The sequence below is a fragment of the Shouchella patagoniensis genome (genome assembly GCF_002019705.1).
GTDB lineage: Bacteria > Bacillota > Bacilli > Bacillales > Bacillaceae_D > Shouchella > Shouchella patagoniensis.
The window spans coordinates 301,680-323,483 of the sequence record NZ_KV917377.1 but is presented as its reverse complement, the minus strand read 5'-3'; the positions used below and the strand labels follow the sequence as shown (position 1 = coordinate 323,483).

Here is a 21,804-nt window from a genome sequence, read left to right as displayed (position 1 = left end):
ATTTTTTCATACACTATCATAGCCTCTATAACGAAAGAAGGGTACAATATGGATCTCCTTGCCGTCCACTGGATCTATTTAGTTGGTATTGTATTTATTGTATTGACTATGCTAGCTCGCAAAAATGTAGTTGTACCAGCTATTGTAATGACATTTATTGTTGGTCTATTCTTTACAGGCTCTCTACTATCAGGTATCCAGACCGTCTTTTTAGCAAGCCTTGTGGCGGCGGGAGAACTGTTTAATATTTTTTTAATTATTGCTATTATGACTGCCTTGTTACGTAGTTTGGACTCGATTGGCGCAAATGAGCAAATGATTCGTCCCTTTTCTAAAGTAATGAAAAATGCTACCGCTTCTTATACAATTATCTTAGTTGTCACCTATGGTATCTCTTTATTTTTCTGGCCTACTCCCGCTGTAGCTAAAGTATCAGTAGCAACAAATATGTTGCCTAAACTAAAACCAACGCCCACAAAGGAGCGTTGGTTTTAGTTTCTTTTATATTTACTCTTACTGACATTTAAACTTTCTTTTTTTTCATTAATTCTTTGTTTCGCTCCTACTGTTTCATCAACATCTAATTGAATATTAATCATTTTGTTTCCTTCAAATTCAACGATTAACCAAGATCCTTCAAGAGCGTCGTTTGGAAGCTGATCGGCTGCTAGATTGTATTCATCATCCTTTTTACCAATTAATAAGGTTGCAATACCATCCTCTATTCGATCGAGATTTGCTTTTACTCTCACCTTTATCACCTCTCTGTCTGAACCATATAGCCAGTATTCGTTACATTGACCGTTACAGTCCCGTCTTCAGCTGTTCCATGTACTTGCGCTCCGACTGATTGCACACGTTCGATAGCCTCTGAATGAGGGTGTCCGTAACGATTATCCACGCCTGCAGAATAAATAGCCACTTCGGGTTGAATTGCAGATATAAACGCCTCACTACTGGACGTGTTTGAGCCATGGTGACCCATATGATAGATATCGCTTTGTAAATCCAAACCTGAATCAAGCATCCTATGTTCAGCTCTTTCTTCAGCATCGCCTGTAAATAAAAAGCTTGTATTTTCTGCTACCATTTGAAACCCCAGTGAATCATCATTCAAATCACCTGTAAGGCCTGAAGGATGAATGATAGTAAAATCTAGCGGACCAACAGAGTACGATTCCCCAACTTCTGGATATGTCACAAACGTGCTAGTCTCAATTAACGCATCAAGTAACCTTTCATAGACTTGAGACGTTGCTTTTGTTTCTGACATCCACACTTCCTGAGGCGACATCTCATGGATGATTGTATCCGCATTCATAATGTGATCAGCATGTGCATGTGTCAATATAAGTAAATCTACGTCATTCACACCACGTTCTTCTAAATGTTCTAGTGTTGATCTATTGCCTCCTGTATCAATTAGAATCGTTGTATCTTCTGATCTAATTAAGGTGCTGTCGCCTTGACCTACGTCAAGATATTCTATAATCGTTATCGACTGCTGAGCAAACTTCGCTTCTGAAGGCTGAGACGTAAGCACGATCATTGCAAATAAGGTTAGTGTCGATAGTGATGACATACGTTTAAACATGTGTAAATCATCCTCCTCAATTTTCACTTCAGCATAAGCATAGCTTAAAATCTGCAGTAACATTATAGAATAGCGACATTTCCCAACCCATATTACAAAATTTTAATATGGTTAGTTGGTGAAATTTGTAATAAATCCTGCATAGCACATGTTTATATACCTTTATTCATTCATCCCTTCAATTAGCTTTATGTTAGAATAAACCAAAAACCAGGAGGTTGTTTTTCGTGAAATTCTTTAGAATGGTTTTTAGTAAAGAAAACATTCATAGCACTACTCTTGCACTAGGTGTTTTGATTCTTTACTCGATTATGGTTCATGTTGATATTAACTATCGTTATGTAGGAAGGTTGAAAACCACTTGGTTTAATTAGTGGTCTTGCCAAAAAAATAAAACAGTGTATTCGGATTGCTTGGTATCATATCAAAGAATTACTTTATTTCCTCAAGACACTACATTCGCTTGTTCGAAGTTTAAATTTTGTTTGTAACAAAAAACACCGATCAATATAAAATCAGTGTTTCTTTGTTTTTACTATTCCTTTCTCAAGATCTTCTCCAGTGCTTTACCCTTTGCCAATTCATCAATTAATTTATCTAAATAGCGGATTTCCTGCATAGTTGGTTCCGTGATGTTTTCTACCCGAACGCCACAAATCACACCTTTAATCAAATCACGCGAAGGGTTAAGTTGTGGAGCTTCCACAAAGAAAGTCTCAAAGTCTGTTTGTTTTCTCAGTTGCGTTTCTAACTCTTCTTGACTATATCCTGTCAACCAACAAATGATGTCATCGACTTCTTTCTTCGTGCGTCCTTTTTTTTTCCGCCTTCGTAACATAATGGGGATAGACACTTGCAAAACTCATTGTATAAATCTTATGTTTAGTCATGATACAACCTCGCTAAAATCATTTTCTTTATTTTATCACGAAAAATAAAACTGCACTTAACGCAGTGATTCCTTCTATGTACCCGATTACTAAATATTCTCTTTCGTATTAGAACGTGGTGGAAGATCGTAAACAGGTCATTTTCAGCTCTATATTCATGGATCCCACGTTAATGCTTTTTATTTCTGCTGAATAACTTGATTACCATAATTATAACAAAGATTATAAAGAATAAAACTGCGTAGACTATTAGGCCTAACGTCATAAATTGAGTAATAAAATACAGCATACCGACACCCTTTTCTTTTTACTGTTCCCTTCGTATCACTGTATATTCATTTCTTTTAGACATATCAATTTCTTTATGCTCTGCCACCTAATCAATCACAATTCATTGTCTACTATGTCGGTCAGCATCGAATTTAAGACGCCAGAAGATAGCTAATGCGCATAGATATAGATTGACTTTTATCTTCTATCATTTTTTATTCTTCAAGCTGTAAGACCATAAACGATGGCTTAGCTGTCCTCAACCCACCCCCTTCAGTTTCTACGTAAACAACCAATATACAGTTTTGCAATTATGAAAGAGCTATGTTTTTACTAACTCTTCAGCGGGTAAAATACTCCTATAGTTAGATTGGAGGATTTAAAATGAAACGCTGGATAGAAGTTATAATAGTAACACTGATGGTGTTTGGAGGGGGCATTGTATTAAGATTTATTTTTCCTGGAGCGGTAAGCTGGAGCGCCATTATTCTCACAACATTTATTGTGTTCTTAATTTGGACGATCTTTGCTTCACCTAAAAAAAGAGTGTGACGCCCTGCAGAGGCAGGGCTCAAATATTTCGGAACTTAATCCTCATACCATAATCTCACTAGTGAAACTTATCCGCTCTGTCAAGAGAGTACGTTTTCGATTTTATCAATTTACGATACTATGTAATGAAACGTTTGAAGGTATAAAAACGTAAATTTCCTATGAGGTAAGTCTTATGATAAAACGATACTACATTGCGTCTGTAATTTTTCTCTTATTGGCAAGCGGACAATTTTTCTTAGGAGCTAGTCCATTTTTGTAGGTTGTTCCGTTTCTACCGCTATCGGCTTTTTCCCTTTCAGCTACGTTCGAGTCAAAGAAACAAAAATCTGATTAGCGCATTGCAGAGCCTTCCTATAAGCCCTCATCAATTTCGTCTCACTCAAATACAATCTTCCAATGATACGAGAGTATGACCTGTCGTCCTTACATAGAGCTATATGCCTTCTTCATTGCCGTATCAAAGTTGAGACTATCAAAAAGAGCAAGTGAGTAAAAACATATCTGTTGACAGGACTTTGCTTATTGCCCAGTAGGATAGAGCTTCCTTAATCAACTTGTCCAACTTATCACCAACAAGACTCATCTAAGTGAGTCCTGCATTAACTTTAAGAACTTTTTCGATTTGCCTCATCTTGCTGTTTCTTTATAATTCTTGGGACAGAGGTTCTCATGAACAATCTGTATAAATTCTTAACCGCCTCTTTCGATGGTTTGCTTGTATCGCGTTCCTCCATCTAGATCGCCTCCTTTTTGTTAGGGTATGTATCTAAGACGGTGGGACTGACCAACTAAACTGTGACCCATCAAAAAATATCACTTTATAGCAAGCACATTCACTATCGCTTAAACAGTTTATACAGGTGGGATACATACTTATTATCGACCATTACATAATAATGTCTTCTTATACCAACATTGCTTTGTATCTCGTTTCTTTTTGGACCTTTTTAACTTGCTAATCTAAGGATGTCTTAACGGAATCTAAAGTATCAGGTTACATATAAATGGTTTAAAATCATTAAAATATTCGGAGGTTAATTAAATGAAATTAATAGCGACAATTAAAAATTCTAAGTTATCGAAACTTCCACCCTGTTAATCAGGGTAATTTCTTTGAATCTGAAACAAACATACATTCTCATTTATCCACATGAGGTTCTTTATAGTACTAGGCGAATCGACAGACCACATCCACAATGATACTGTCATAAGAAGAACTGGTCCGCTTTGTTTCCTTATACTTTGCTAAAACACGTCTCTTTATCATACATTTATTAAAAGACTATTAATCAATCTCAGTTGTACAATGGTTTTTTCAGCTGTTTTAGCAAATATTTTTGGAGCGGCGTCTCTTTTTCAATCAAAGCCCATTAATAAAAAATGAACAAATCTTCAACTGCGAACTGTTACAAAAAAATCATTACACTTACTTGCTTCTAAAACTATAGAGGAGTCAATAAATAATGAAGATAGGAATTTACTATGAAGAACGCGATGGAGACCTATTACCCGTATGGTTACTCCTCCCAGTAAATACAAAAGAAGAATACAAAACATTTAACATAGCTGCCCCCTTTGAGCGTATAGAGGATTTCCATGATTCACTGTCAGCTGTCACTGTTACAATGAGTGCATTATCTAAAGGACCGTTTGATCCGTACGATATTACAATCCATATTCCAACCGTACAAAAAGAAATTCTCCTGACTGGGTATGACCCAGAACGATTAAATGAAGCCGATTATTTCATTTTGCAAGTAAGTGATGTAGAAGAGCTGTTGCAATTAGAAGTACGACGACTCTATATGGAAGGAGATTAACATGAAAGCAGCTATCTATTTGCGTGTTTCGACCGAGGAGCAAGCGAAGGAAGGTTTTTCTATTCGAGCACAACATGAACGTCTGGAAATGTTTGCGCGTTCTCAAGACTGGGAAACCGTTGATTATTATGTTGATGAAGGGCGCTCTGCTAAGGATACGGGGCGACCTGAATTGCAACGTATGCTAAATGATATTTCTGAATGTAAAATTGAAGTTGTACTCGTGTACAAGTTAGACCGTCTCACTAGATCCGTTATGGACCTTTACCATTTACTCGAACGGTTTGAGAAGCATGGCTGTATGTTTAAATCAGCGACTGAGGTATTTGATACGACTACTCCTACGGGTAGACTCTTTATTACATTAGTTGCAGCGGTTGCACAGTGGGAACGTGAAAATTTGGCTGACCGTGTTAAATTAGGAATGGAACAAATGGTTGAGGAGGGGCGCTGGCCAGGAGGTCCTGCTCCTTTCGGTTACAAGCTTGATAAACATTCTAGGCTCCAAATTAACCCCGATGAACTAAGCCTCTATGAATACATGTACGATCTCTATGAAGATTTTAAAGGCGACAATGCGATCTCGATCATCTTAAATCATGGGTTAAAAAAGAAAACCCGATTAGGAAATTCGTTTTCTGCTAAAACTGTAAGAGATATCTTAAAAAACCCTATCGCATACGGAGCATTACAATGGGGAGGAAAAGTGTACGAAGGCTTTTGTGATGGCATCGTTTCTAAAGAGCGTTATGAACGGTTAATGGACTTGCGCTCTGCCAAAAGTAAAGTCTCAGCAAAAGCGGTCTCCTCTACTTACATTTTTACAGGAACCCTTAAATGTGGTCGTTGCGGCGCTTCGTTAAAAGGTAGAATGCGCAAAACAACAAATCAAACCACATACACTTATCTGGTTTGCACAAATCAAAGAGAACGTAAATGCGACCTTCCTATTATTAGTGAACAAAATGTCGAGAAGCGTTTTCTTAATGAACTGCAATTACTTCTTGTTAGCCAGTTCGATGAAGCCAATGAAATTGCAGCTTCAGTCGATCAAGAAAATAGTGGAGTAAACCAGCGAGTCGCTCAGATTAGAAAACAAATGCAAGCAATTAAAGAACGAAAAAAGAAATGGCAAATGGCCTATGCGGATGACGTTATCTCATTAAATGATCTACGCGAGCACATGAATCAAGATCGAAAAAGATATGAAGAATTAGAAAATGAACTATTACGTGTAGAAGCGAAGCCCCCCCTAAACCACTCCCCTGTTCAAGTCGTTGCTATCCTTTCTAACTTTTTAACTAACTGGAATCAATTAGAACCTATGGAGAAAAAGCAAGCAGTTATGCTCTTGTTAGAAAGGTTTGAGGTTAATGCAGAGAACGGTAAACGAAGGACGCATTCCAAGCGAGTATTAGCACTTTCTAATTTTATATTCAGATAGATAGCGAGACAATGACCTCTTTTTTGTATCTTCCACTACTCCTGCTGTACCATTAGTAGGTGCACTTTTAATCCCAGTAGCCATTCGCTCTGGGTTACCGCCTCTTTTTGCAGCTGCTGCAATTGCAATAGCGGGTCAAGGTATGGCTTTATCAAGTGATTATATGATACAAATTGCGCCAATGCTAAGTGCGACTGCAGCAGGTGTGCCTGTAACTGATGTTGCTGACCGCGCGCTCGTCTTATCCTTAATTACAGGCGGAACAGCTATTAGCATTTTGTATTACATGTTAAAAAAACAAACAAATAAACAAGCGAACAAAACTGCAAAAGCTTGGCTCAAGCAATTCAAACCTAAACATGTTCCAAAAGTTACATGGAAATCTACTACCTTTGCTTTCATTACTCCAATTGTTTTTGCAGCTGTTGTTCTTTACATGCTTTACACAGCTTTTTTTACGGAATTGCAGCTTGAGGGTGGTGCTGGAGCTGCCCTAATAGGTGGAATGGCTACTTTATTGCTTCTCGTCATATGTTTCTTCGATCGACCGAAAAAATTATTTGATGATGCCAGCAATCACCTTGTTGAAGGATTTATATTTGCGTTTAAAGCAATGGGCCCAGTTATCCCAATAGCTGGTTTCTTTTTTCTTGGAAGCAATGACTTTTCTCCTTCTATTCTTGGAGTCGAGCAAACGCCTGCTTTTTTATTTGACCTAGTGCAGTCGGGTGAAGAATTCATTCCTGCTCATCCCGCCTGGACGGCGTTCGGGTTACTTACTATCGGTATGATTACGGGTCTTGATGGATCTGGTTTTTCAGGACTTCCACTTACCGGGGCCCTTTCAGGCGCCTTAGCACCAGTATCGGGAATTGATGCTGCTACACTCGCCGCTATTGGTCAGATGGGAGCCATTTGGGTAGGTGGTGGGACTCTAATTGCATGGTCATCACTTGTGGCCGTTGCCGGCGTTGCAAAAGTAAATGTACAAGAATTAGTAAGACTTTGTTTCATTCCAGTTATAAGCGGGCTTTTAGTCGCAACTGTTCTTGCTCTTGTAATTTGGTAGATTATAAAAACACTCGGTGTGATAAACCGAGTGTTTTTATAACGATTAGTTACTGACAAAAGAAAATGTAAAATGGCTTTTTCCGCATTATTCTTTTTAAACGATTGAATGTACGTAAATGAACCATGTATATTAATTCTGTAAAATCCAATCTGCAGCTACTTCTATCGTCTTGTCGTCCATTGGTGGGTTGTGTAAACCCGCACGCACGTTTCGGTAATGTCTTGATAATGGTGATGAGTTAGCTAAACTATGAGCGCCAACAACACGCATCGATAAATCAACTATTTGAATGGCACTATTCGCCACCGAATATTTAGCCATCATTAATTGTGGCGCTAAAGATTTTTTAACTTCGATATCCCCTTCATCCCAATCCTTTGCCACCCCGTATAGAAAGTGTCTGGCTTGTTCATAAAGAATTGCAGCTTCCCCTAACTTCTGTTTCACTTGTGGAAGCTGTGAAATAGTCCCAGAAATACTGTTTGGTGAATACGAATTAGCAAATTGTACAGCCTCTTGTAAGGCAGATTTGGCGATTCCAAGATAGCAAGCTGGTATATGCAAAAGCCATGCTGTTGGCAAGCCAGACCTTGATTGCATTCGAATAAGCCCCTCTTTCGGAATTGACACATCCCTTAAGTGCAAATCATGGCTGCCTGTTGTACCCATTGACATCATATCCCAATTCTTTTCAATATCGACACCTGCGGTCCCTTTTGGAACAAGAAAAAGACCTGTTTGGCTACTTTCTTCTATCGTTGCTAGTAGTAAAAAATAATCCAGTTCTTCAGCTAAGGTTGTAAACGTTTTTGTTCCATTGATCAACCAATTGGTACCTAAATCTTTGGCTACAGTCGTAAAAACCCCACCTCTTGTAGGACTCCCCGTCGACTTTTCAGTTGCTGCAGTGTTAAGTAAAACTCCATTTTCAACAACCTCTTTGGCAATGTGATCATAAGTGGTAGCTGGCCAGTTCTTTTCTGTTGCAAGTTGATACATCGTGCCCATATGCCAACCTATACAAAGTGCTGTTGGTCCATCTGCGGTTGCAATTGCTTCCTGCAACGAAATTAATTCAGAAAGGGAAATATGCTGACCGCCTACTTTTCTCTCCAACGGCAACGCTGTGTATCCTGACTTGCGTAATGCATTGATGTTTTCAATTGGTACAGTTTGAGTCTGATCATGACGTTCACCAACTTCAGCGAACGGCTTTATAATCAAGCGTAATTCTTGCATTCTTTCTTCTGTTGTTTGCTTGTGCAAGATGGACAACATGGCCACTCCTTTATCCGATTATTCCGGTCAAATTATACCACAAAAAAGCATGTACGAGTGCGCACATGCTTAACGATCATCTTTATTCTTTTTTGATTCTTTTTCTTTATCATCCTCTGCAGTACCTTGTTCCAACGATTTATCAAACTGGCGCTTTACTTCTTCTTCACCAGTTTTAGAGGAATTTTTTTTGTCTTCAGCCATTATTTCCACTTCCTTTCAACTCTACATTCTTAGAATACCCTTTTCACACATAACTAAATCCTAAAAAACCCGTTCAAAAAAAGAACGGGTAAAAATCCTGACTAATCATCTAGAAAAGAATGTATATGATGTAAAGGAACTGCAAGTCCTTCACCACTCTGTTCCCCACCTTGCTGCCTTGCATAAACCACCCCAACTACCTCTCCACCTACAGACAATACAGGAGATCCACTGTGACCAGGAAATACAGAATTTGTTATTTCAATCACTTGAAAAGAACTCGTAGATTCTTTCACCTTTCCTGTATTTACAATGAAAGAATGAGTTAAGGGATGTCCAATAACATATACACGATCCTCTGCTTCTGCAGGCACATCTGCAAGAGATAATGCCGGGAAACTTGTTTCATCTGAAATATGCAATAATGCTAAATCATAATTCGGATCAGACTTTACAACATCAGCCTCATGCATCGTACCGTCTGAAAAAGCAACATGAATTTGACCGGCATCACGGACAACATGTTCATTTGTCAAGACTTCACCCGTTTCAGAAATAACGAAGCCAGTACCATGACCAGAGCCGGTTTGTACAGTGACCACTGCCTTTTCAAACTCCTCAAATGAACCATCTTCCGTAAGTTCTTCACTCTCACTCATAAAGCGCAGTGCGTCTAAACTAAAATGTTCCAGCAAAAAAGAACCAGCTTGAACGATCATCGCAACCGTAATAACAGCAGCAACCAGACGAATAACAAGCTTACGAATCCCACTTGACTTATTCTTTAATTCCTCTTCTTCAAATGCTTCTATTAGCGGCTCTTCGTGCTCCATTTCATCATGAGTATAGGGCTCCTCATTCAGATCATCCTGCTTACTTTTTGGCACTGACTTCAAATGCTTCCGTTAATATTTGTTGGACTGACCTAGAGGTACGAATAGAATCTAGTTTGTTGCCATCAATTGTAACTGCTTGCATGGCTAATTCAGATGACATGCCACATACGATTAATTCAGTGCCAATGAGCCTCAATACATCTCGAAGTTGATAAATGCCTTCAACGATAAAAGCATCATATTCTGTTAATCCAGAAACATCTATTAACAATTGTTTAATGGAAAGCTTAACTGCGTTCGAAGTAACGGAATCAAACATTAAATCAAACCGTTCTTTGTTCATTTCTCCCACTAATGGTAAAACAGCAAGTCCATCTAAAAGCGGGACAATGGGTGTCGAGATCGAGCGAATCTGTTGGACAGATTGTTTATATTCTTTTTCAGCAAGTTTTTGTTTTGTAATCTCTCTCTGTACACCAACAAAATAGAGCTTGTCCTCTTCTTCTAAGTATACAGGATCGATTGTTAGTTCATTCCAAAAACGGTGACCATCCTTTGTATAATTTAGAATCTCCACTAAAACAGGCTCCTTTTTTGCGATTGCTTCTTTAATCAATGTAATTTGTTTTCGATCCGTGTCCTCTCCTTGTAAAAAACGACAATTCTTACCTAATACTTCCTCTTTCGAATACCCCGTCATTTTTGTAAAACCTTCACTCATATAAACAATCGGATTGTCTTCTTGATCAGGGTCTGTCACCAAAACCCCAACCCGCGTGTAGTCAAGTACTTTCATTAATAATTCTGCTTGCTTTATTATCTTGTCTAGCATTAAATAAACCTCCTACTACAGTACAGTTAATGCCTATTATATCATCACAATGACTTCCATCTCCATTTAATCCACTTCTACTCCGTAAAACCTTCTAAATTGAACACAGCGCTTCATTCGCTTATAATAATATAGATACAAATAAAAGCAATCTTAACTAGGTTGAAAATCTAGAATGTGCTGGAGGATGCTACGTGGAATTAATCGATAAAGAAAAAGTTCAACAACATATTGATTCGTTCTCGAACGAAAAAGTTTACTTACATTTGGAAACAACAAACGGGGCCTACGCATCGCACTTTGATGAATCTTTTTTTTCGGCTAGCGCCTATATCCGTAACGCAAATATTTCTTATGCAAACGGCAAAATATCAGGAGATGGGCCTTACCGCGTAGGCTTAAAACTTGAAATCGGCTGGGTTTATGGCGAGGGCTTAACTCATTATGAAGTCGATCAACAAGGTCGTTTGTTGCTTGCCGGACATGGAACAGATGGCAAGTTGGCCATCGCCCTTGAACTTTCACATACCCCATTTGATAATTAACAAGGACTTAGTAGAGGAGTAGTTATACTATGAAAAAAGAAAGACATGTATTGGTCATCTTTCCGCACCCAGATGATGAAGCGTTTGGCGTCTCCGGAACAATCGCTTCCCACATTGATGTTGGAACGCCTGTTACCTATGCATGCTTGACACTGGGAGAAATGGGTAGAAATCTTGGGAACCCTCCATTTGCTACAAGAGAATCACTCCCTGAAATTCGTAAATCTGAATTAAAAAATGCCGCATCCGTCATGGGAATAACGGATCTCCGGATGCTCGGCTTTCGAGATAAAACAATCGAATTTGAAACGCCTGGCCGTCTTAAAAACATCGTACTCAATTTAATTTCTGAATTAAATCCATCACTAGTTATTTCTTTTTATCCGGGCTATGCGGTCCATCCAGATCATGATGCAACGGGTGAAGCTGTGGTTGACGCATTAGCTGAATTACCTAAAGAACAGCGCCCGGTTTTTCATGCGGTTGCTTTCTCAAACAATCATGAAGAAGAAATTGGCAAAGCTGATGTTGTACACGATGTATCAAATTATGCATTGCTCAAGCTAGATACTCTCCGGGCCCATGCTTCTCAACTTGCATGGACTCTACCTGGCCTTGAAAAAGCTTATCATGATGGCGTACAAGAAGCTGTAGATCGATTAACTCAAGAACGTTTTTGGACGTATACCACTATCTAAAAACCGCCATTCAGCGGTTTTTAGATAGTTATGGGGTTCGTTATATTATCCAACAAAGGAATGGTTTAATTTGAAAACAAATGCATTGTTGCTTATCGATGGTTTTAATTTACTTAGTCGAGGATATTTTGCAACAAGTTATAATCGCCCCATTGATAAATTAGAAAGAAATGATGAAGGACAAGTGATAAATGGTCTTCGTGTATTCTTGCAAAAATTATTTAAACTTATTCGCCAACATAACATTACTCATTGCGCTGTTACTTGGGATGTCCCTCGTGAAGAATCGATCCGCAGACTAGAATATCCACCTTATAAACAAACAAGAGGTGAACTTCCCGAGCCTTTAATTGAACAGTTTATCCATTTGCAACAAATCCTCACAACAATTGGAATTCCACAGTTAACGATGTCTCCTTACGAGGCTGATGATATCATAGGTACAATTACGGCAAATTGGGAAAAAGAAATGGACGGACCTTGCTTGATGTATTCCAATGATCGGGACTTACTTCAATTGGTGAGTGATCAAACTCACCAGATTATAAGCAAGAAAAAAGAGGAACTTATTTACTCAAAGGCTTCTTTTGAAGAAGAATTTGGTATTCACCCATATCAGTGGGTTGATGTGAAAGCATTGTTAGGGGACCCTAGCGATAATATACCTGGTTGCTTAGGCATTGGAGAGAAAACAGCTTTGCCGTTAATTTCTGCCTATGGTTCAGTTGACTCTTTGTATAAACAAATTGATCAACTCAGTCCCCTTTTTCAACGAGCCTATAAAAAACTCATTGCTGGTCAAGCTCAAGTTGAACTTTCCAAGCGACTCGCTACGATTATTCGTGATATTCCTGATATTTGTGAATGCAGTAACCTAAAGCTATCATTAAATCGACAGCATGTTGAAAATGAACTAACCCGCATTTCGATTCGCGTTCCTTTTGAAGATTTCCACGCTTTTGTTTCTTAAACAATTCAGTCCAGCAAACCAACGTAGTTTGCTGGACCTTCTTTAAACCCACTATTACCTTAACCTTAGTTCCCTACTCTGTCAGATCTTTTTTTTGCTTTTATTCAACACTTCATTTATAATGATATAGGCGAAAATGAACTTAGGAGTGATTTGGTGACAACAATGGAAATACGAGAAGCAAATGAAACTGAATTACAGCTTCTTCGTATGCAACAACAAGTTAAAGATATTGCCCGAGAAAAACATAAAGAAGTGATTGGCATTGAACAAACAGCAGGAGAAGAATGGGTGATTGTATCCAAAAAAGAGGAAGGCAGCACACTCCAGTTTATGATTAATGATTGTACTTCTCCATATCGAGGTTCATGGGACTTTGCTTTGCAAGTAGAGTACAAGGACAGCCATCATTTATTTATCGGTGATATCAAAGGAGAACCTTGTCGTGGTTTCGGTTCAATTTGTATGGAGTATTTAAAAGAAACAGCTTGGTCAAACAACTGTAAAATTACTGGAGATTTGGCTAAACGTGACTGGGGTCATTTGGATAGACTCACACATTTTTATAAGAAACATTCCTTTTCTGTTTTTGTCGATGAAACAGAAAAAGCCGGCCAAGTGTACTGGACCGGTATGTAAAACCTAGCAGCTAATGCTAGGTTTTTGTCGTTTTTTACTAGTTTAATAATCATTTTGTTTGGGTACAAACAATAAATAAATTAGGGATTTAAAGGAGAGTCTATAAAAATGCTGAATCAATTAACCAATTCGGTACTCTTAGAGGCGTATAAAAAAGCATGTCAAAATAATTTAGAAAAGGACTTTATCTCTATTTTAGAAAAGGAACTTGCAAAAAGGAAGATAACTCCTATTAAGAATAAACACAGTTGAATATTTCCCATCAGTCATTCACCCTATTCATTCTATCTAGCTCTACCAATTCCTTTAGAAAAGCGACATTTCGTCGCTTTTTATTCTTCTTCTTCCTCATCTAAACGAGCTTCTATCTCAAAAACCCTTTGAACTATATCAGTCACTATGATCGCCAATACAGAAAGTGCCGCAACAAAAAGCCATGCTAGTCCAGCCCAAATACTCCAGCCAGATGAAAATGCGAGTATGGCAGTAAAAGCTCCCGTAATTCCTAACAAACTGAAAATAAAGAGAGAGGTTGCGTAAACTGTCGGACCCATCAAAAACACCTCCTTGACTTTCAATGTATGCATCACTCGATACCTTGTCTTGTTTGTTTGTCTTGAATCTTATAAAACAGGCTTTTTCCGTGAATGGACAGGTATGAATTGGTTAAACTTTAGTTAAGGAGTGATTGATTTGGATTGGTTTTCCGTGACTAAAAGAATCTGTTCTTTACTCGTGATCGCGTTTTTACTATTTACGTATTATTGCATCATGAAACAAGATCATGCTGCAAAGAAAAAAAACGAGCAATAAAGCTCGTTTTATACATGGTCTTGAATTGATTGTTGTTTTATGTTCCAATGTGATTCTGTCCACTTTACTTTTTGATCCTCTAGGACGAATAGTTGTGGTGACTTGTGAACAACTTCTAGCTTTTCTGCTATTTGGTTAGACACTGGACGAGACTCAATGACTTTTACTACTCCAAATTGAAATTGCTCATTCTCGTTCGCAAAGCTTTGAAATTCCTCATATGCTTCTGCACTAATCGGGCACTGTGTACTATGTTTAAATAATAATGAAACTGTTTCATTCGAACCAATAAGAAATTGCTCCCATTCTTCAACTGTTGTTAGCTCTTTTAATTGTCCCACTTTTAATCGACCCTTTCACGATGTAGTCACTACGTATGGTTGTACCATAATCAATTATTCGATTGCAAACAAGCCGCCTACACGTTCGCCCCAAGTTCCATCACAATTTTAATCTCCGTATAAGAGATCGTTTCACCAACTCTTTCTTTGATTGGCTTTAAAAACTCAGTTCCATGTTCATTTATAGCCTCTTTTATCCTTATTTGTTTTTCTTCTGTTACAAGTTTTAAAACGTCAGAGGCTCGACCATCTTTCTCCGCTTCAATCAAATGTTTAATAATCGTTTGTTCAGAGAAACCAAGTTCTTCGGCGATTTCTGATGGGCTTTTGTGCTCATTATATAGTTGAATTGCTTCGTCCACATTGAGCTTCGCCTTCCCTTTTTGTTGGGTAGAGATGACTGTACTTACCTGTATGTCTGTGGAGCGTAATAAATCTAAAAACGCCTCACCATATAACTCCAACTTATGTGCTCCAACTCCAGAGATGGTTGCTAATGTTTCATTTGTTTTTGGAACGACCGTAGCCATCTCTTTTAAAGTCTTATCAGAAAAAATTAAATATGGTGGGACCCCTTGTTTTTCGGCTAGCTCTTTTCGCTTTAATCGCAACTGCTCAAACAAAGGATCATTGATGTTGTTTTGTTGACTCGAAATATGTTCTTTGTATTGATTCACTTTTGCATCGCCTTTTAAAACAGCCGCACCCTTTTCTAACACTTTTAATGTTGGATATGACGTTGGTGTTAAACCGATGAATCCCTCGGCAAGCAAAAAGTCAATAAAGGCTTGTACATCTTTTGCCGTTCTCTTATTCATTAGACCATACGTAGGTAGTTTATTTAAATGAAACTGTTCTATTTTTTTATTTTTTGAACCAGTCAATACTTGAGCAACGATTGACTTTCCATACCGTTCCTTCATTCGTACAACACAAGAGAGGACCATTTGAGCTTCTCTCGTTACGTCCTCTTGTTCCCCCTCCTTTGTACAATTGCTACATTTGCCACAAGGCTCACTCTCTGAACCTCCGAAATACTCTAAAATAAATTGTTCCAAACATTGGTTTGTATGAGCATATCGATTCATAAATTGTAGCTTTTCAAAGTCATTCTCTTTTTTTTCCAGTTCTCCATTTGATTGTTCAATGAAAAAACGTTGTGTTTGAATATCTTGAGCTTGGTATAAAAGGACACATTCACTTTCTTCCCCATCTCGACCAGCACGACCCGCTTCTTGATAATATGCTTCAATCGTACCCGGCAAGTTTGCATGAATAACAAAGCGCACATTCGACTTATTTATCCCCATACCAAAGGCATTTGTTGCAACCATAACATCTGCCTCATCATGGACAAACGCTTCCTGGGCTTCGGTCCGTTCAATTTCCGTTAAACCACCGTGATAGAGGACTGTATTTGTCTGTTGCTTCCTTAATTGGCGGTAAATCTGTTCAGCTTCTTTACGAGTTGATGCATAAACAATACCTGACAGCCCTTTTTTCGCTTCAACGTATTGCATAATAAAACGGTCTTTTTTTTCACCTCGCAACAATCGAAACGTTAAATTCTCCCGTTTAAAACCTGTATAATGCTGGTTGTTTACATCAATTCCTAAACGTAAACAAATATCCTCTGCCACTTCAGGTGTTGCAGTAGCTGTTAACGCCACTACAGGTGGTCTATAAGGCAATCCATTGATCCACTCAGCTATTCGCAAATAACTAGGGCGGAAATCATGACCCCACTGCGACATACAATGTGCTTCGTCGATCGCAATTAAAGAAATTGGTGTCTGTTTTAAGGCGTTTTGAAAAGCAGGATCATAGAGGCGTTCAGGTGCGACATAGAGAAGCGTTATTTCCCCTGATGCAACCTGAGTCAATCTAGCATGTTCTTCTGCTTTTGAAATTGCACTATTCACGAATGTTGCTCGTATTCCAATTTGATTTACAGCATCGACTTGGTCTTTCATTAATGCTATTAAGGGAGAAATAACAAGTGTTGTTCCACCTAAAACTTGAGCAGGGATTTGATAGCATAATGACTTTCCTCCACCTGTAGGCATAACAACTAGTGCATCGTTGTTAGTCAGTAAAGAGCGAATAATTTGCTCTTGACCTTTACGGAAAGACGAATACCCATAAAACGTCTCCAACGTCTGTATTGCTTGTTCCATTTTTTGTTGGATCATTTTTTGAACCACTTCCTCACTTCATTCAATCAACTTTATCTTATTAAGTATAAAACAGATAACAATGAATTGGTATAAACTCCATTAAAAGAAGGCTAAATAAAGATACTTAGCCTTCTCTCATAATTTATTCAATTCCCATTTTATTAACTGATCATCTTCTTCACTCGGAGTTCCTCGTCCATCAGTGTTATTCGTAATGAAATATAGAACACCATCTTCTACATGAACATCACGAATACGACCAACCCCATCAATCAATTCAACTAAATTCTCATCATCAGGGGCAAATTGATAGATCGCTTCCCCACGTAACCCTGCCACATATAACTGATCCTTATCTGCCGTTAATCCTGAAGGTGCCCACGTATCTTCCCCAGAATGGATAAGCGGGGGCATCATTCCATCCCTCGTTTCGTCTCCAGTTATTTCTGGCCATCCATAATTGCTTCCAGGTTCAATTACGTTAATTTCATCGTGACCTACCGGACCATGCTCCGAACTAAACATTGTTCCATCTTCTACCCACGCCAATCCTTGTGGGTTTCGATGACCATATGAATAGACAACAGAATTTTCAAATGGATTGTCAGAAGGAATTGCTCCGTCAAGCTCCATTCTCAAAATACTTCCTGCAAGGTTGTCAACATCTTGCGCAAGTTCTTCTTGATCTGCATCGCCTGTCGTTGCATAAAGCAATTGATCCGGTCCAATTGCTAAGCGCCCTCCATTATGTATCCCCGCGCCAGGAATGCCATCCAAAAGGACATCTACCTCATTCCACTCTTCGTTTTCTTCGTCCCACCTAGTCTCAATAATCCGATTCTCAATACCCTCGTTACTCTCATATGAATGATAAAGAAATGCGGTTTGATTCTCTTCAAACTCCGGATGTAAAACCATGCCTAACAAACCTGACTCCGCTTCTTGTTCTACATCTTCTTCCAAGTAGACTGGTTGTTCACTGACGGTACCATTTTCATTAATAACATAGATGGTGCCATCACGTCTTGGAACAAAAAACACTTCCTCTCCTTTTACAATTGCCCATGGTGCTTTAAGTTGATCAGCTAAAGTTGTCATATCCATAGTAGTATCTGGACCCGATTCTTGTGTCATTCCGTCGTCTTCACTATTGTTGGTAGTACTTTCGTTCTCCTGTGTACAAGCCGACAGCATAAACATTCCACCTGCTAATAGTATCCATCTATTCATCCAATACCTCCATTTCCTTTATCCTTTCTATAAACGATTTCAACTTTTTTAAAACCTATCATTCATCTTTCAAGACTTGTTTCTTTCCCTTATAATCTGACTGTTGTATACTGAAAAAATAGTCAAATCTATTTTAGGAGTGATCTGTAGATGAAAACTGTCACATTAAATAACGGCATTACTATGCCACAGCTTGGCTTTGGTGTTTGGCAAGTAAAAGATGAAGAAGCGACGCCAGCAGTTGCAAAAGCCCTAGAAACAGGTTATACATCAATCGACACTGCCATGATTTATAAAAATGAAGCCGGTGTTGGAAAAGCAATCAAAGATGGAAATATTGATCGAAATAACTTATTTATTACCACCAAAGTATGGAATGCGGATCAAGGCTATGATGCTACTTTAAAAGCATTTGACGCAAGCATGGAGCGCCTTGGTTTAGAATACTTGGATTTATATTTAATTCACTGGCCAACACCTGATTTTGATCAGTACATAGATACATATAAGGCGTTGGAGAAATTATATAAAGACGGTAAAGTTCGAGCGATTGGAGTTTGCAATTTCCATATCGAGCATCTTGAACGTCTTCTTAATGAATGTGATATTCCACCCGTACTAAACCAAGTTGAATGCCATCCTTATTTAGCGCAAAACGAATTAAAAGATTTTTGTGCGAAGCATGATATTTATATAGAAGCTTGGAGTCCACTTGATCAGGGCGGGGAAGTACTTAGTGATACAACAGTTGTACAAATTGCAAATGAGCATGGAAAAACGGCTGCACAAGTTGTATTGCGTTGGCACTTACAAAACAACACAATCGTTATTCCAAAATCAGTAACACCATCACGAATTGAAGAAAATTTTAATGTCTTTGATTTTGAGCTTACAGAAGAAAATATGGCTGCTATCAACCGTTTGGATCGCAATCAACGCCGTGGATCCAATCCGAGTGACATGCATGCACGTTAAAAAAAGGTAAAGCAAATCCAATTGGATTTGCTTTTTTTAAAACCTTTCTTGATATGTATAATAGGTTTCTGTTACATAAAACGGAAAAGCAGCTAAAAGTCTTTTTTACGCATCAATTGGTATATGGAAACGCAGTCCTCACTCAAATCTTGTCCGACCCAACCAATTTCTACTTTAGTTGGTTGAGCGCTGGAATGACATTGAATATAGGCACGTATTCTTTGATTAAATATAAGAAGTGTCTCTTCATCTAGCAGATCCTCTGCAAATATAAGTTTTTCCCACTCCTGTAAGCCAAGATTTCGAATCGGATTCATAAGATGACTATGTTCGTAATTGCCTTTAACTAATTTTATATATTGAATCTTCTCTTCAGTCGTTAAGTTATTTACTTGACGATAACATTGATTTTCACTTGCCTCCCTTATGTTTTTTAAAGTCCACGCTGCAAAATAAGTCGTTCGGACTAATGCAAACCCTGCTTGTGATAAGCAATTTTCGTTATCTTCATGAACCAGTATTTGTAGTGGTTTTTTTATCCCTACTATTTGTTTTGTCATTGCCACCATTTCCTTTAACTGTGTAGGTGCATTTTGCTGCCCTATGATGTCAGCGTAAACCACTTTTTATAGAAAGAATACGTCCAAAATTGGAAGATCGCTATTAACTTATTAGAATTCTTAATCAGGACTGTCCATTCATCGCAGGGACGAGATAACTTTTTATTAAGCACTTTTATAAATTCGTTTACTTCTTTCCACTCATTTGATCGATAAATGGAATAATTTAAATTCATGGTTTATGCCTCCTTCTCACCTTCTCTTACAGGATTTTATTCACCTTTTTTCTTTTAACACCTTTCCGTGGACGTAAATTTTAACGTTTTCGTATAAAATGTCCCGTTTTCGTTTACACTGGTGGCCTTAGACGGTAAACTAGATATGGATAAAAAACAACAAAAGCAAACAATGTCATTCCTTAATTGCTTATTGTAGGAGGCTTTTTTTATGATTACAGTATCGAACGTTGGTTTGCAATTCGGTGGTCGCAAACTATTTGAAGACGTCAATATTCAATTTAACCCTGGTAACTGCTATGGTTTAATTGGTGCGAATGGTGCCGGAAAATCAACCTTTTTAAAGATTCTCTCTGGAGAAATAGATTCACAAATGGGCCATGTCTCCATGAAGCCTGGTTCTCGTATGACTGTCTTAAAACAGAATCACTTTGAATATGAAAACGAGCAAGTGCTTTCTACAGTTATTATGGGTCACGCGCGTCTATTTGAAGTAATGAAAGAGAAAGACGCCATTTATATGAAAGAAGATTTCTCTGATGAAGACGGCATGCGTGCTGCTGAATTAGAAGGAGAATTTGCTGAATTAAATGGTTGGGAAGCTGAATCGGAAGCAGCCGTTCTTTTAAAAGGACTTGGTATTGGTGAAGATAAGCATGAAAAAACATTATCTGAACTCGCAGAGTCTGATAAAGTTAAAGTACTTTTAGCTCAAGCTCTCTTTGGAAAACCTGATGTATTACTTCTTGATGAGCCTACAAATGGATTAGATTTAAAAGCAATCCAATGGCTTGAAGATTTCTTGATTAACTTTGAGAACACGGTTATTGTTGTATCCCATGACCGTCATTTCTTAAATAATGTATGTACGCATATTGCTGACCTTGACTTTGGAAAAATTGAGTTGTTTGTAGGAAACTATGATTTCTGGTATGAATCCAGTCAACTAGCTTTAAAGTTAGCGCAAGATCAGAACAAGAAGAAAGAAGAAAAAATTAAAGAATTGGAAGGCTTTGTCGCAAGGTTTAGCGCAAATGCCTCTAAATCAAAGCAAGCAACGTCTCGTAAGAAACAGTTAGAAAAGATTACACTTGAAGATATCAAACCATCTTCACGTAAGTATCCATACATCCATTTCACGCCAGAACGCGAAATTGGTAATGATTTGCTTGTTGTGGAAGAGCTTAGTAAGACAATTGATGGTGTGCAAGTGTTAAACAACGTTTCATTCCGTATGAATAAGGATGATAAAATTGCTCTTGTAGGTGCAAATGACGTTGCTAAAACAACTTTATTTAAAATTTTAACAGGTGAAATGGAACCAGATAGTGGTACCTATAAATGGGGTATTACCACCGCTCAATCTTATTTTCCTAAAGATAACTCGGAGTTCTTTGAAGGAAACGAATTAAACTTAGTGGATTGGCTGCGTCAATTTTCTCCTGAAGATGATAGTGAGACGTTCTTACGCGGGTTCTTAGGGAGAATGCTATTCTCTGGTGAAGAAGTCCTTAAGCAAGCTAATGTACTATCTGGAGGCGAGAAAGTTCGTTGTATGCTTTCAAAGATGATGCTAAGCGGTGCCAATGTGCTTTTGCTTGATGAGCCTACAAACCACTTAGATTTAGAATCCATTACAGCTCTAAATAACGGGTTAATTAACTTTAAAGGCTCAATGATTTTTAGTTCTCATGACCAACAGTTTATCCGTACGATTGCAAATCGCGTCATTGAGTTAACGAGTGACGGGATTATTGATAAAGATTCTTATGAGGAATATTTGAAAGTAGCAAAATAACGTCAAAAAAACCGAGTGCTAATGTAG

26 protein-coding genes and 1 pseudogene are annotated in these 21,804 nt (G+C 38.2%); 13 read left to right on the top strand and 14 right to left on the bottom strand.

Going from position 1 to position 21,804, the window contains the following annotated elements; genetic code table 11:
• Positions 1-48: 48 nt before the first annotated feature.
• Positions 49-495, top strand: coding sequence for a hypothetical protein (locus BK584_RS01840; protein ID WP_078391007.1), 447 nt, complete (start codon positions 49-51; stop codon positions 493-495).
• Here the strand turns inward: BK584_RS01840 and BK584_RS01835 are convergent.
• Both BK584_RS01835 and BK584_RS01830 read right to left on the bottom strand, forming a co-directional pair.
• Positions 492-752, bottom strand: coding sequence for a DUF3006 domain-containing protein (locus BK584_RS01835; RefSeq protein ID WP_169871003.1), 261 nt, complete (start codon positions 750-752; stop codon positions 492-494). The two genes, BK584_RS01840 and BK584_RS01835, sit on opposite strands and share 4 nt — an antisense overlap.
• Positions 753-757: 5 nt before the next feature.
• Positions 758-1,594 carry a ComEC/Rec2 family competence protein gene (locus BK584_RS01830; protein WP_169871001.1) on the bottom strand — a complete coding sequence of 279 codons (837 nt, stop codon included), beginning with the start codon at positions 1,592-1,594 and terminating at the stop codon, positions 758-760.
• Between the two features lie 227 nt (positions 1,595-1,821).
• Here BK584_RS01830 and BK584_RS24420 point away from each other — a divergent pair, with 227 nt between their 5' ends.
• The gene (locus BK584_RS24420) at positions 1,822-1,968 is read left to right on the top strand and encodes a hypothetical protein (protein ID WP_169870999.1); all 147 of its coding nucleotides are present in this window, start codon (positions 1,822-1,824) and stop codon (positions 1,966-1,968) included.
• A gap of 161 nt (positions 1,969-2,129) precedes the next feature.
• On the opposite strand, the pseudogene BK584_RS01825 reads toward BK584_RS24420, so the two are convergent.
• A pseudogene (locus tag BK584_RS01825) lies at positions 2,130-2,484 on the bottom strand (DUF2200 domain-containing protein).
• A 654-nt stretch (positions 2,485-3,138) separates the two neighbouring features.
• Here BK584_RS01825 and BK584_RS24415 point away from each other — a divergent pair.
• On the top strand, positions 3,139-3,306 hold the full coding sequence (locus BK584_RS24415) for a hypothetical protein (protein WP_169870997.1): 168 nt from the start codon (positions 3,139-3,141) through the stop codon (positions 3,304-3,306).
• A 608-nt stretch (positions 3,307-3,914) separates the two neighbouring features.
• Here the strand turns inward: BK584_RS24415 and BK584_RS25295 are convergent.
• The gene (locus BK584_RS25295) at positions 3,915-4,043 is read right to left on the bottom strand and encodes a hypothetical protein (protein WP_281255722.1); all 129 of its coding nucleotides are present in this window, start codon (positions 4,041-4,043) and stop codon (positions 3,915-3,917) included.
• A gap of 729 nt (positions 4,044-4,772) precedes the next feature.
• On the opposite strand from BK584_RS25295, the gene BK584_RS01820 reads away from it, so the two are divergent.
• The 3 genes from BK584_RS01820 to BK584_RS01810 all read left to right on the top strand — a co-directional run bounded on the left by BK584_RS01820 (position 4,773) and on the right by BK584_RS01810 (position 7,642).
• Positions 4,773-5,129 carry a hypothetical protein gene (locus BK584_RS01820; protein ID WP_078391004.1) on the top strand — a complete coding sequence of 119 codons (357 nt, stop codon included), beginning with the start codon at positions 4,773-4,775 and terminating at the stop codon, positions 5,127-5,129.
• 1 nt (position 5,130) lies between these two features.
• A complete protein-coding gene (locus tag BK584_RS01815; RefSeq protein ID WP_078391003.1) occupies positions 5,131-6,573 on the top strand; it encodes a recombinase family protein in 1,443 nt (480 codons plus the stop codon).
• Positions 6,574-6,643: 70 nt separating this feature from the next.
• Positions 6,644-7,642 carry a hypothetical protein gene (locus BK584_RS01810; protein WP_437182764.1) on the top strand — a complete coding sequence of 333 codons (999 nt, stop codon included), beginning with the start codon at positions 6,644-6,646 and terminating at the stop codon, positions 7,640-7,642.
• A gap of 132 nt (positions 7,643-7,774) precedes the next feature.
• Here the strand turns inward: BK584_RS01810 and BK584_RS01805 are convergent, their stop codons facing one another.
• From BK584_RS01805 to ytvA, 4 genes are all read right to left on the bottom strand, one after another.
• On the bottom strand, positions 7,775-8,920 hold the full coding sequence (locus tag BK584_RS01805) for an acyl-CoA dehydrogenase family protein (RefSeq protein ID WP_078391002.1): 1,146 nt from the start codon (positions 8,918-8,920) through the stop codon (positions 7,775-7,777).
• 72 nt (positions 8,921-8,992) lie between these two features.
• Positions 8,993-9,127, bottom strand: a complete 135-nt coding sequence (locus BK584_RS25290) for a hypothetical protein (protein WP_281255721.1) — start codon at positions 9,125-9,127, stop codon at positions 8,993-8,995.
• A 101-nt stretch (positions 9,128-9,228) separates the two neighbouring features.
• Positions 9,229-10,014, bottom strand: coding sequence for a S1 family peptidase (locus tag BK584_RS01800; RefSeq protein WP_078391001.1), 786 nt, complete (start codon positions 10,012-10,014; stop codon positions 9,229-9,231).
• Positions 10,001-10,795, bottom strand: coding sequence for a YtvA family blue-light photoreceptor (gene ytvA / locus BK584_RS01795; protein WP_078391000.1), 795 nt, complete (start codon positions 10,793-10,795; stop codon positions 10,001-10,003). Before ytvA ends, BK584_RS01800 begins: the two co-directional genes overlap by 14 nt.
• A 194-nt stretch (positions 10,796-10,989) precedes the next feature.
• Here ytvA and BK584_RS01790 point away from each other — a divergent pair, with 194 nt between their 5' ends.
• The 5 genes from BK584_RS01790 to sda all read left to right on the top strand — a co-directional run bounded on the left by BK584_RS01790 (position 10,990) and on the right by sda (position 13,899).
• Positions 10,990-11,340 (top strand): YojF family protein, encoded by a 351-nt coding sequence (locus BK584_RS01790; protein WP_078390999.1) that lies wholly within the window; start codon positions 10,990-10,992, stop codon positions 11,338-11,340.
• Between the two features lie 29 nt (positions 11,341-11,369).
• Positions 11,370-12,038 (top strand): bacillithiol biosynthesis deacetylase BshB2, encoded by a 669-nt coding sequence (gene bshB2, locus BK584_RS01785; protein WP_078390998.1) that lies wholly within the window; start codon positions 11,370-11,372, stop codon positions 12,036-12,038.
• 70 nt (positions 12,039-12,108) lie between these two features.
• On the top strand, positions 12,109-13,008 hold the full coding sequence (locus tag BK584_RS01780) for a 5'-3' exonuclease (protein WP_078390997.1): 900 nt from the start codon (positions 12,109-12,111) through the stop codon (positions 13,006-13,008).
• A gap of 165 nt (positions 13,009-13,173) precedes the next feature.
• Complete coding sequence (locus tag BK584_RS01775) at positions 13,174-13,647, top strand: hypothetical protein (protein WP_078395342.1); 474 nt, start codon at positions 13,174-13,176, stop codon at positions 13,645-13,647.
• Between the two features lie 108 nt (positions 13,648-13,755).
• Positions 13,756-13,899, top strand: coding sequence for a sporulation histidine kinase inhibitor Sda (gene sda / locus BK584_RS25285; RefSeq protein ID WP_078390996.1), 144 nt, complete (start codon positions 13,756-13,758; stop codon positions 13,897-13,899).
• Between the two features lie 80 nt (positions 13,900-13,979).
• Here sda and BK584_RS01765 read toward each other — a convergent pair whose 3' ends face one another.
• From BK584_RS01765 to BK584_RS01750, 4 genes are all read right to left on the bottom strand, one after another.
• Positions 13,980-14,201, bottom strand: a complete 222-nt coding sequence (locus BK584_RS01765) for a hypothetical protein (protein ID WP_078390995.1) — start codon at positions 14,199-14,201, stop codon at positions 13,980-13,982.
• Positions 14,202-14,468: 267 nt separating this feature from the next.
• The gene (ytxJ, locus tag BK584_RS01760; protein WP_078390994.1) at positions 14,469-14,801 is read right to left on the bottom strand and encodes a bacillithiol system redox-active protein YtxJ; all 333 of its coding nucleotides are present in this window, start codon (positions 14,799-14,801) and stop codon (positions 14,469-14,471) included.
• 77 nt (positions 14,802-14,878) lie between these two features.
• Positions 14,879-16,993, bottom strand: coding sequence for a DNA helicase RecQ (gene recQ / locus BK584_RS01755; RefSeq protein ID WP_245808786.1), 2,115 nt, complete (start codon positions 16,991-16,993; stop codon positions 14,879-14,881).
• A 120-nt stretch (positions 16,994-17,113) separates the two neighbouring features.
• The gene (locus BK584_RS01750; RefSeq protein WP_078390993.1) at positions 17,114-18,208 is read right to left on the bottom strand and encodes a PQQ-dependent sugar dehydrogenase; all 1,095 of its coding nucleotides are present in this window, start codon (positions 18,206-18,208) and stop codon (positions 17,114-17,116) included.
• 150 nt (positions 18,209-18,358) lie between these two features.
• Between BK584_RS01750 and BK584_RS01745 the strand changes: the two genes are divergently transcribed.
• Complete coding sequence (locus BK584_RS01745) at positions 18,359-19,183, top strand: aldo/keto reductase (RefSeq protein WP_078390992.1); 825 nt, start codon at positions 18,359-18,361, stop codon at positions 19,181-19,183.
• 92 nt (positions 19,184-19,275) lie between these two features.
• Here the strand turns inward: BK584_RS01745 and BK584_RS01740 are convergent, their stop codons facing one another.
• Together BK584_RS01740 and BK584_RS01735 are read right to left on the bottom strand one after the other, a co-directional pair.
• Positions 19,276-19,743: a hypothetical protein gene (locus BK584_RS01740; RefSeq protein ID WP_078390991.1), complete on the bottom strand. Its 468-nt coding sequence runs from the start codon at positions 19,741-19,743 to the stop codon at positions 19,276-19,278.
• 41 nt (positions 19,744-19,784) lie between these two features.
• The gene (locus BK584_RS01735) at positions 19,785-19,979 is read right to left on the bottom strand and encodes a hypothetical protein (protein ID WP_078390990.1); all 195 of its coding nucleotides are present in this window, start codon (positions 19,977-19,979) and stop codon (positions 19,785-19,787) included.
• Between the two features lie 211 nt (positions 19,980-20,190).
• Here BK584_RS01735 and BK584_RS01730 point away from each other — a divergent pair, with 211 nt between their 5' ends.
• The gene (locus BK584_RS01730) at positions 20,191-21,777 is read left to right on the top strand and encodes an ABC-F family ATP-binding cassette domain-containing protein (RefSeq protein ID WP_078390989.1); all 1,587 of its coding nucleotides are present in this window, start codon (positions 20,191-20,193) and stop codon (positions 21,775-21,777) included.
• The last annotated feature ends 27 nt before the right edge of the window (positions 21,778-21,804 follow it).

Bases quoted from the DNA above. Each gene is read 5' to 3' on its own strand.
- ytvA (WP_078391000.1), bottom strand. From the start codon at position 10,795: ATGCTAGACAAGATAATAAAGCAAGCAGAATTATTAATGAAAGTACTT.
- BK584_RS25290 (WP_281255721.1), bottom strand. From the start codon at position 9,127: ATGGCTGAAGACAAAAAAAATTCCTCTAAAACTGGTGAAGAAGAAGTA.
- BK584_RS24415 (WP_169870997.1), top strand. From the start codon at position 3,139: ATGAAACGCTGGATAGAAGTTATAATAGTAACACTGATGGTGTTTGGA.
- BK584_RS01730 (WP_078390989.1), top strand. From the start codon at position 20,191: ATGATTACAGTATCGAACGTTGGTTTGCAATTCGGTGGTCGCAAACTA.
- BK584_RS01820 (WP_078391004.1), top strand. From the start codon at position 4,773: ATGAAGATAGGAATTTACTATGAAGAACGCGATGGAGACCTATTACCC.
- BK584_RS01815 (WP_078391003.1), top strand. From the start codon at position 5,131: ATGAAAGCAGCTATCTATTTGCGTGTTTCGACCGAGGAGCAAGCGAAG.
- BK584_RS01765 (WP_078390995.1), bottom strand. From the start codon at position 14,201: ATGGGTCCGACAGTTTACGCAACCTCTCTCTTTATTTTCAGTTTGTTA.
- bshB2 (WP_078390998.1), top strand. From the start codon at position 11,370: ATGAAAAAAGAAAGACATGTATTGGTCATCTTTCCGCACCCAGATGAT.
- BK584_RS01745 (WP_078390992.1), top strand. From the start codon at position 18,359: ATGAAAACTGTCACATTAAATAACGGCATTACTATGCCACAGCTTGGC.
- BK584_RS01735 (WP_078390990.1), bottom strand. From the start codon at position 19,979: ATGAATTTAAATTATTCCATTTATCGATCAAATGAGTGGAAAGAAGTA.
- BK584_RS01750 (WP_078390993.1), bottom strand. From the start codon at position 18,208: ATGAATAGATGGATACTATTAGCAGGTGGAATGTTTATGCTGTCGGCT.
- BK584_RS01840 (WP_078391007.1), top strand. From the start codon at position 49: ATGGATCTCCTTGCCGTCCACTGGATCTATTTAGTTGGTATTGTATTT.
- sda (WP_078390996.1), top strand. From the start codon at position 13,756: ATGCTGAATCAATTAACCAATTCGGTACTCTTAGAGGCGTATAAAAAA.
- BK584_RS01775 (WP_078395342.1), top strand. From the start codon at position 13,174: ATGGAAATACGAGAAGCAAATGAAACTGAATTACAGCTTCTTCGTATG.
- recQ (WP_245808786.1), bottom strand. From the start codon at position 16,993: ATGATCCAACAAAAAATGGAACAAGCAATACAGACGTTGGAGACGTTT.
- BK584_RS25295 (WP_281255722.1), bottom strand. From the start codon at position 4,043: ATGGAGGAACGCGATACAAGCAAACCATCGAAAGAGGCGGTTAAGAAT.
- BK584_RS01830 (WP_169871001.1), bottom strand. From the start codon at position 1,594: ATGTTTAAACGTATGTCATCACTATCGACACTAACCTTATTTGCAATG.
- BK584_RS01740 (WP_078390991.1), bottom strand. From the start codon at position 19,743: ATGACAAAACAAATAGTAGGGATAAAAAAACCACTACAAATACTGGTT.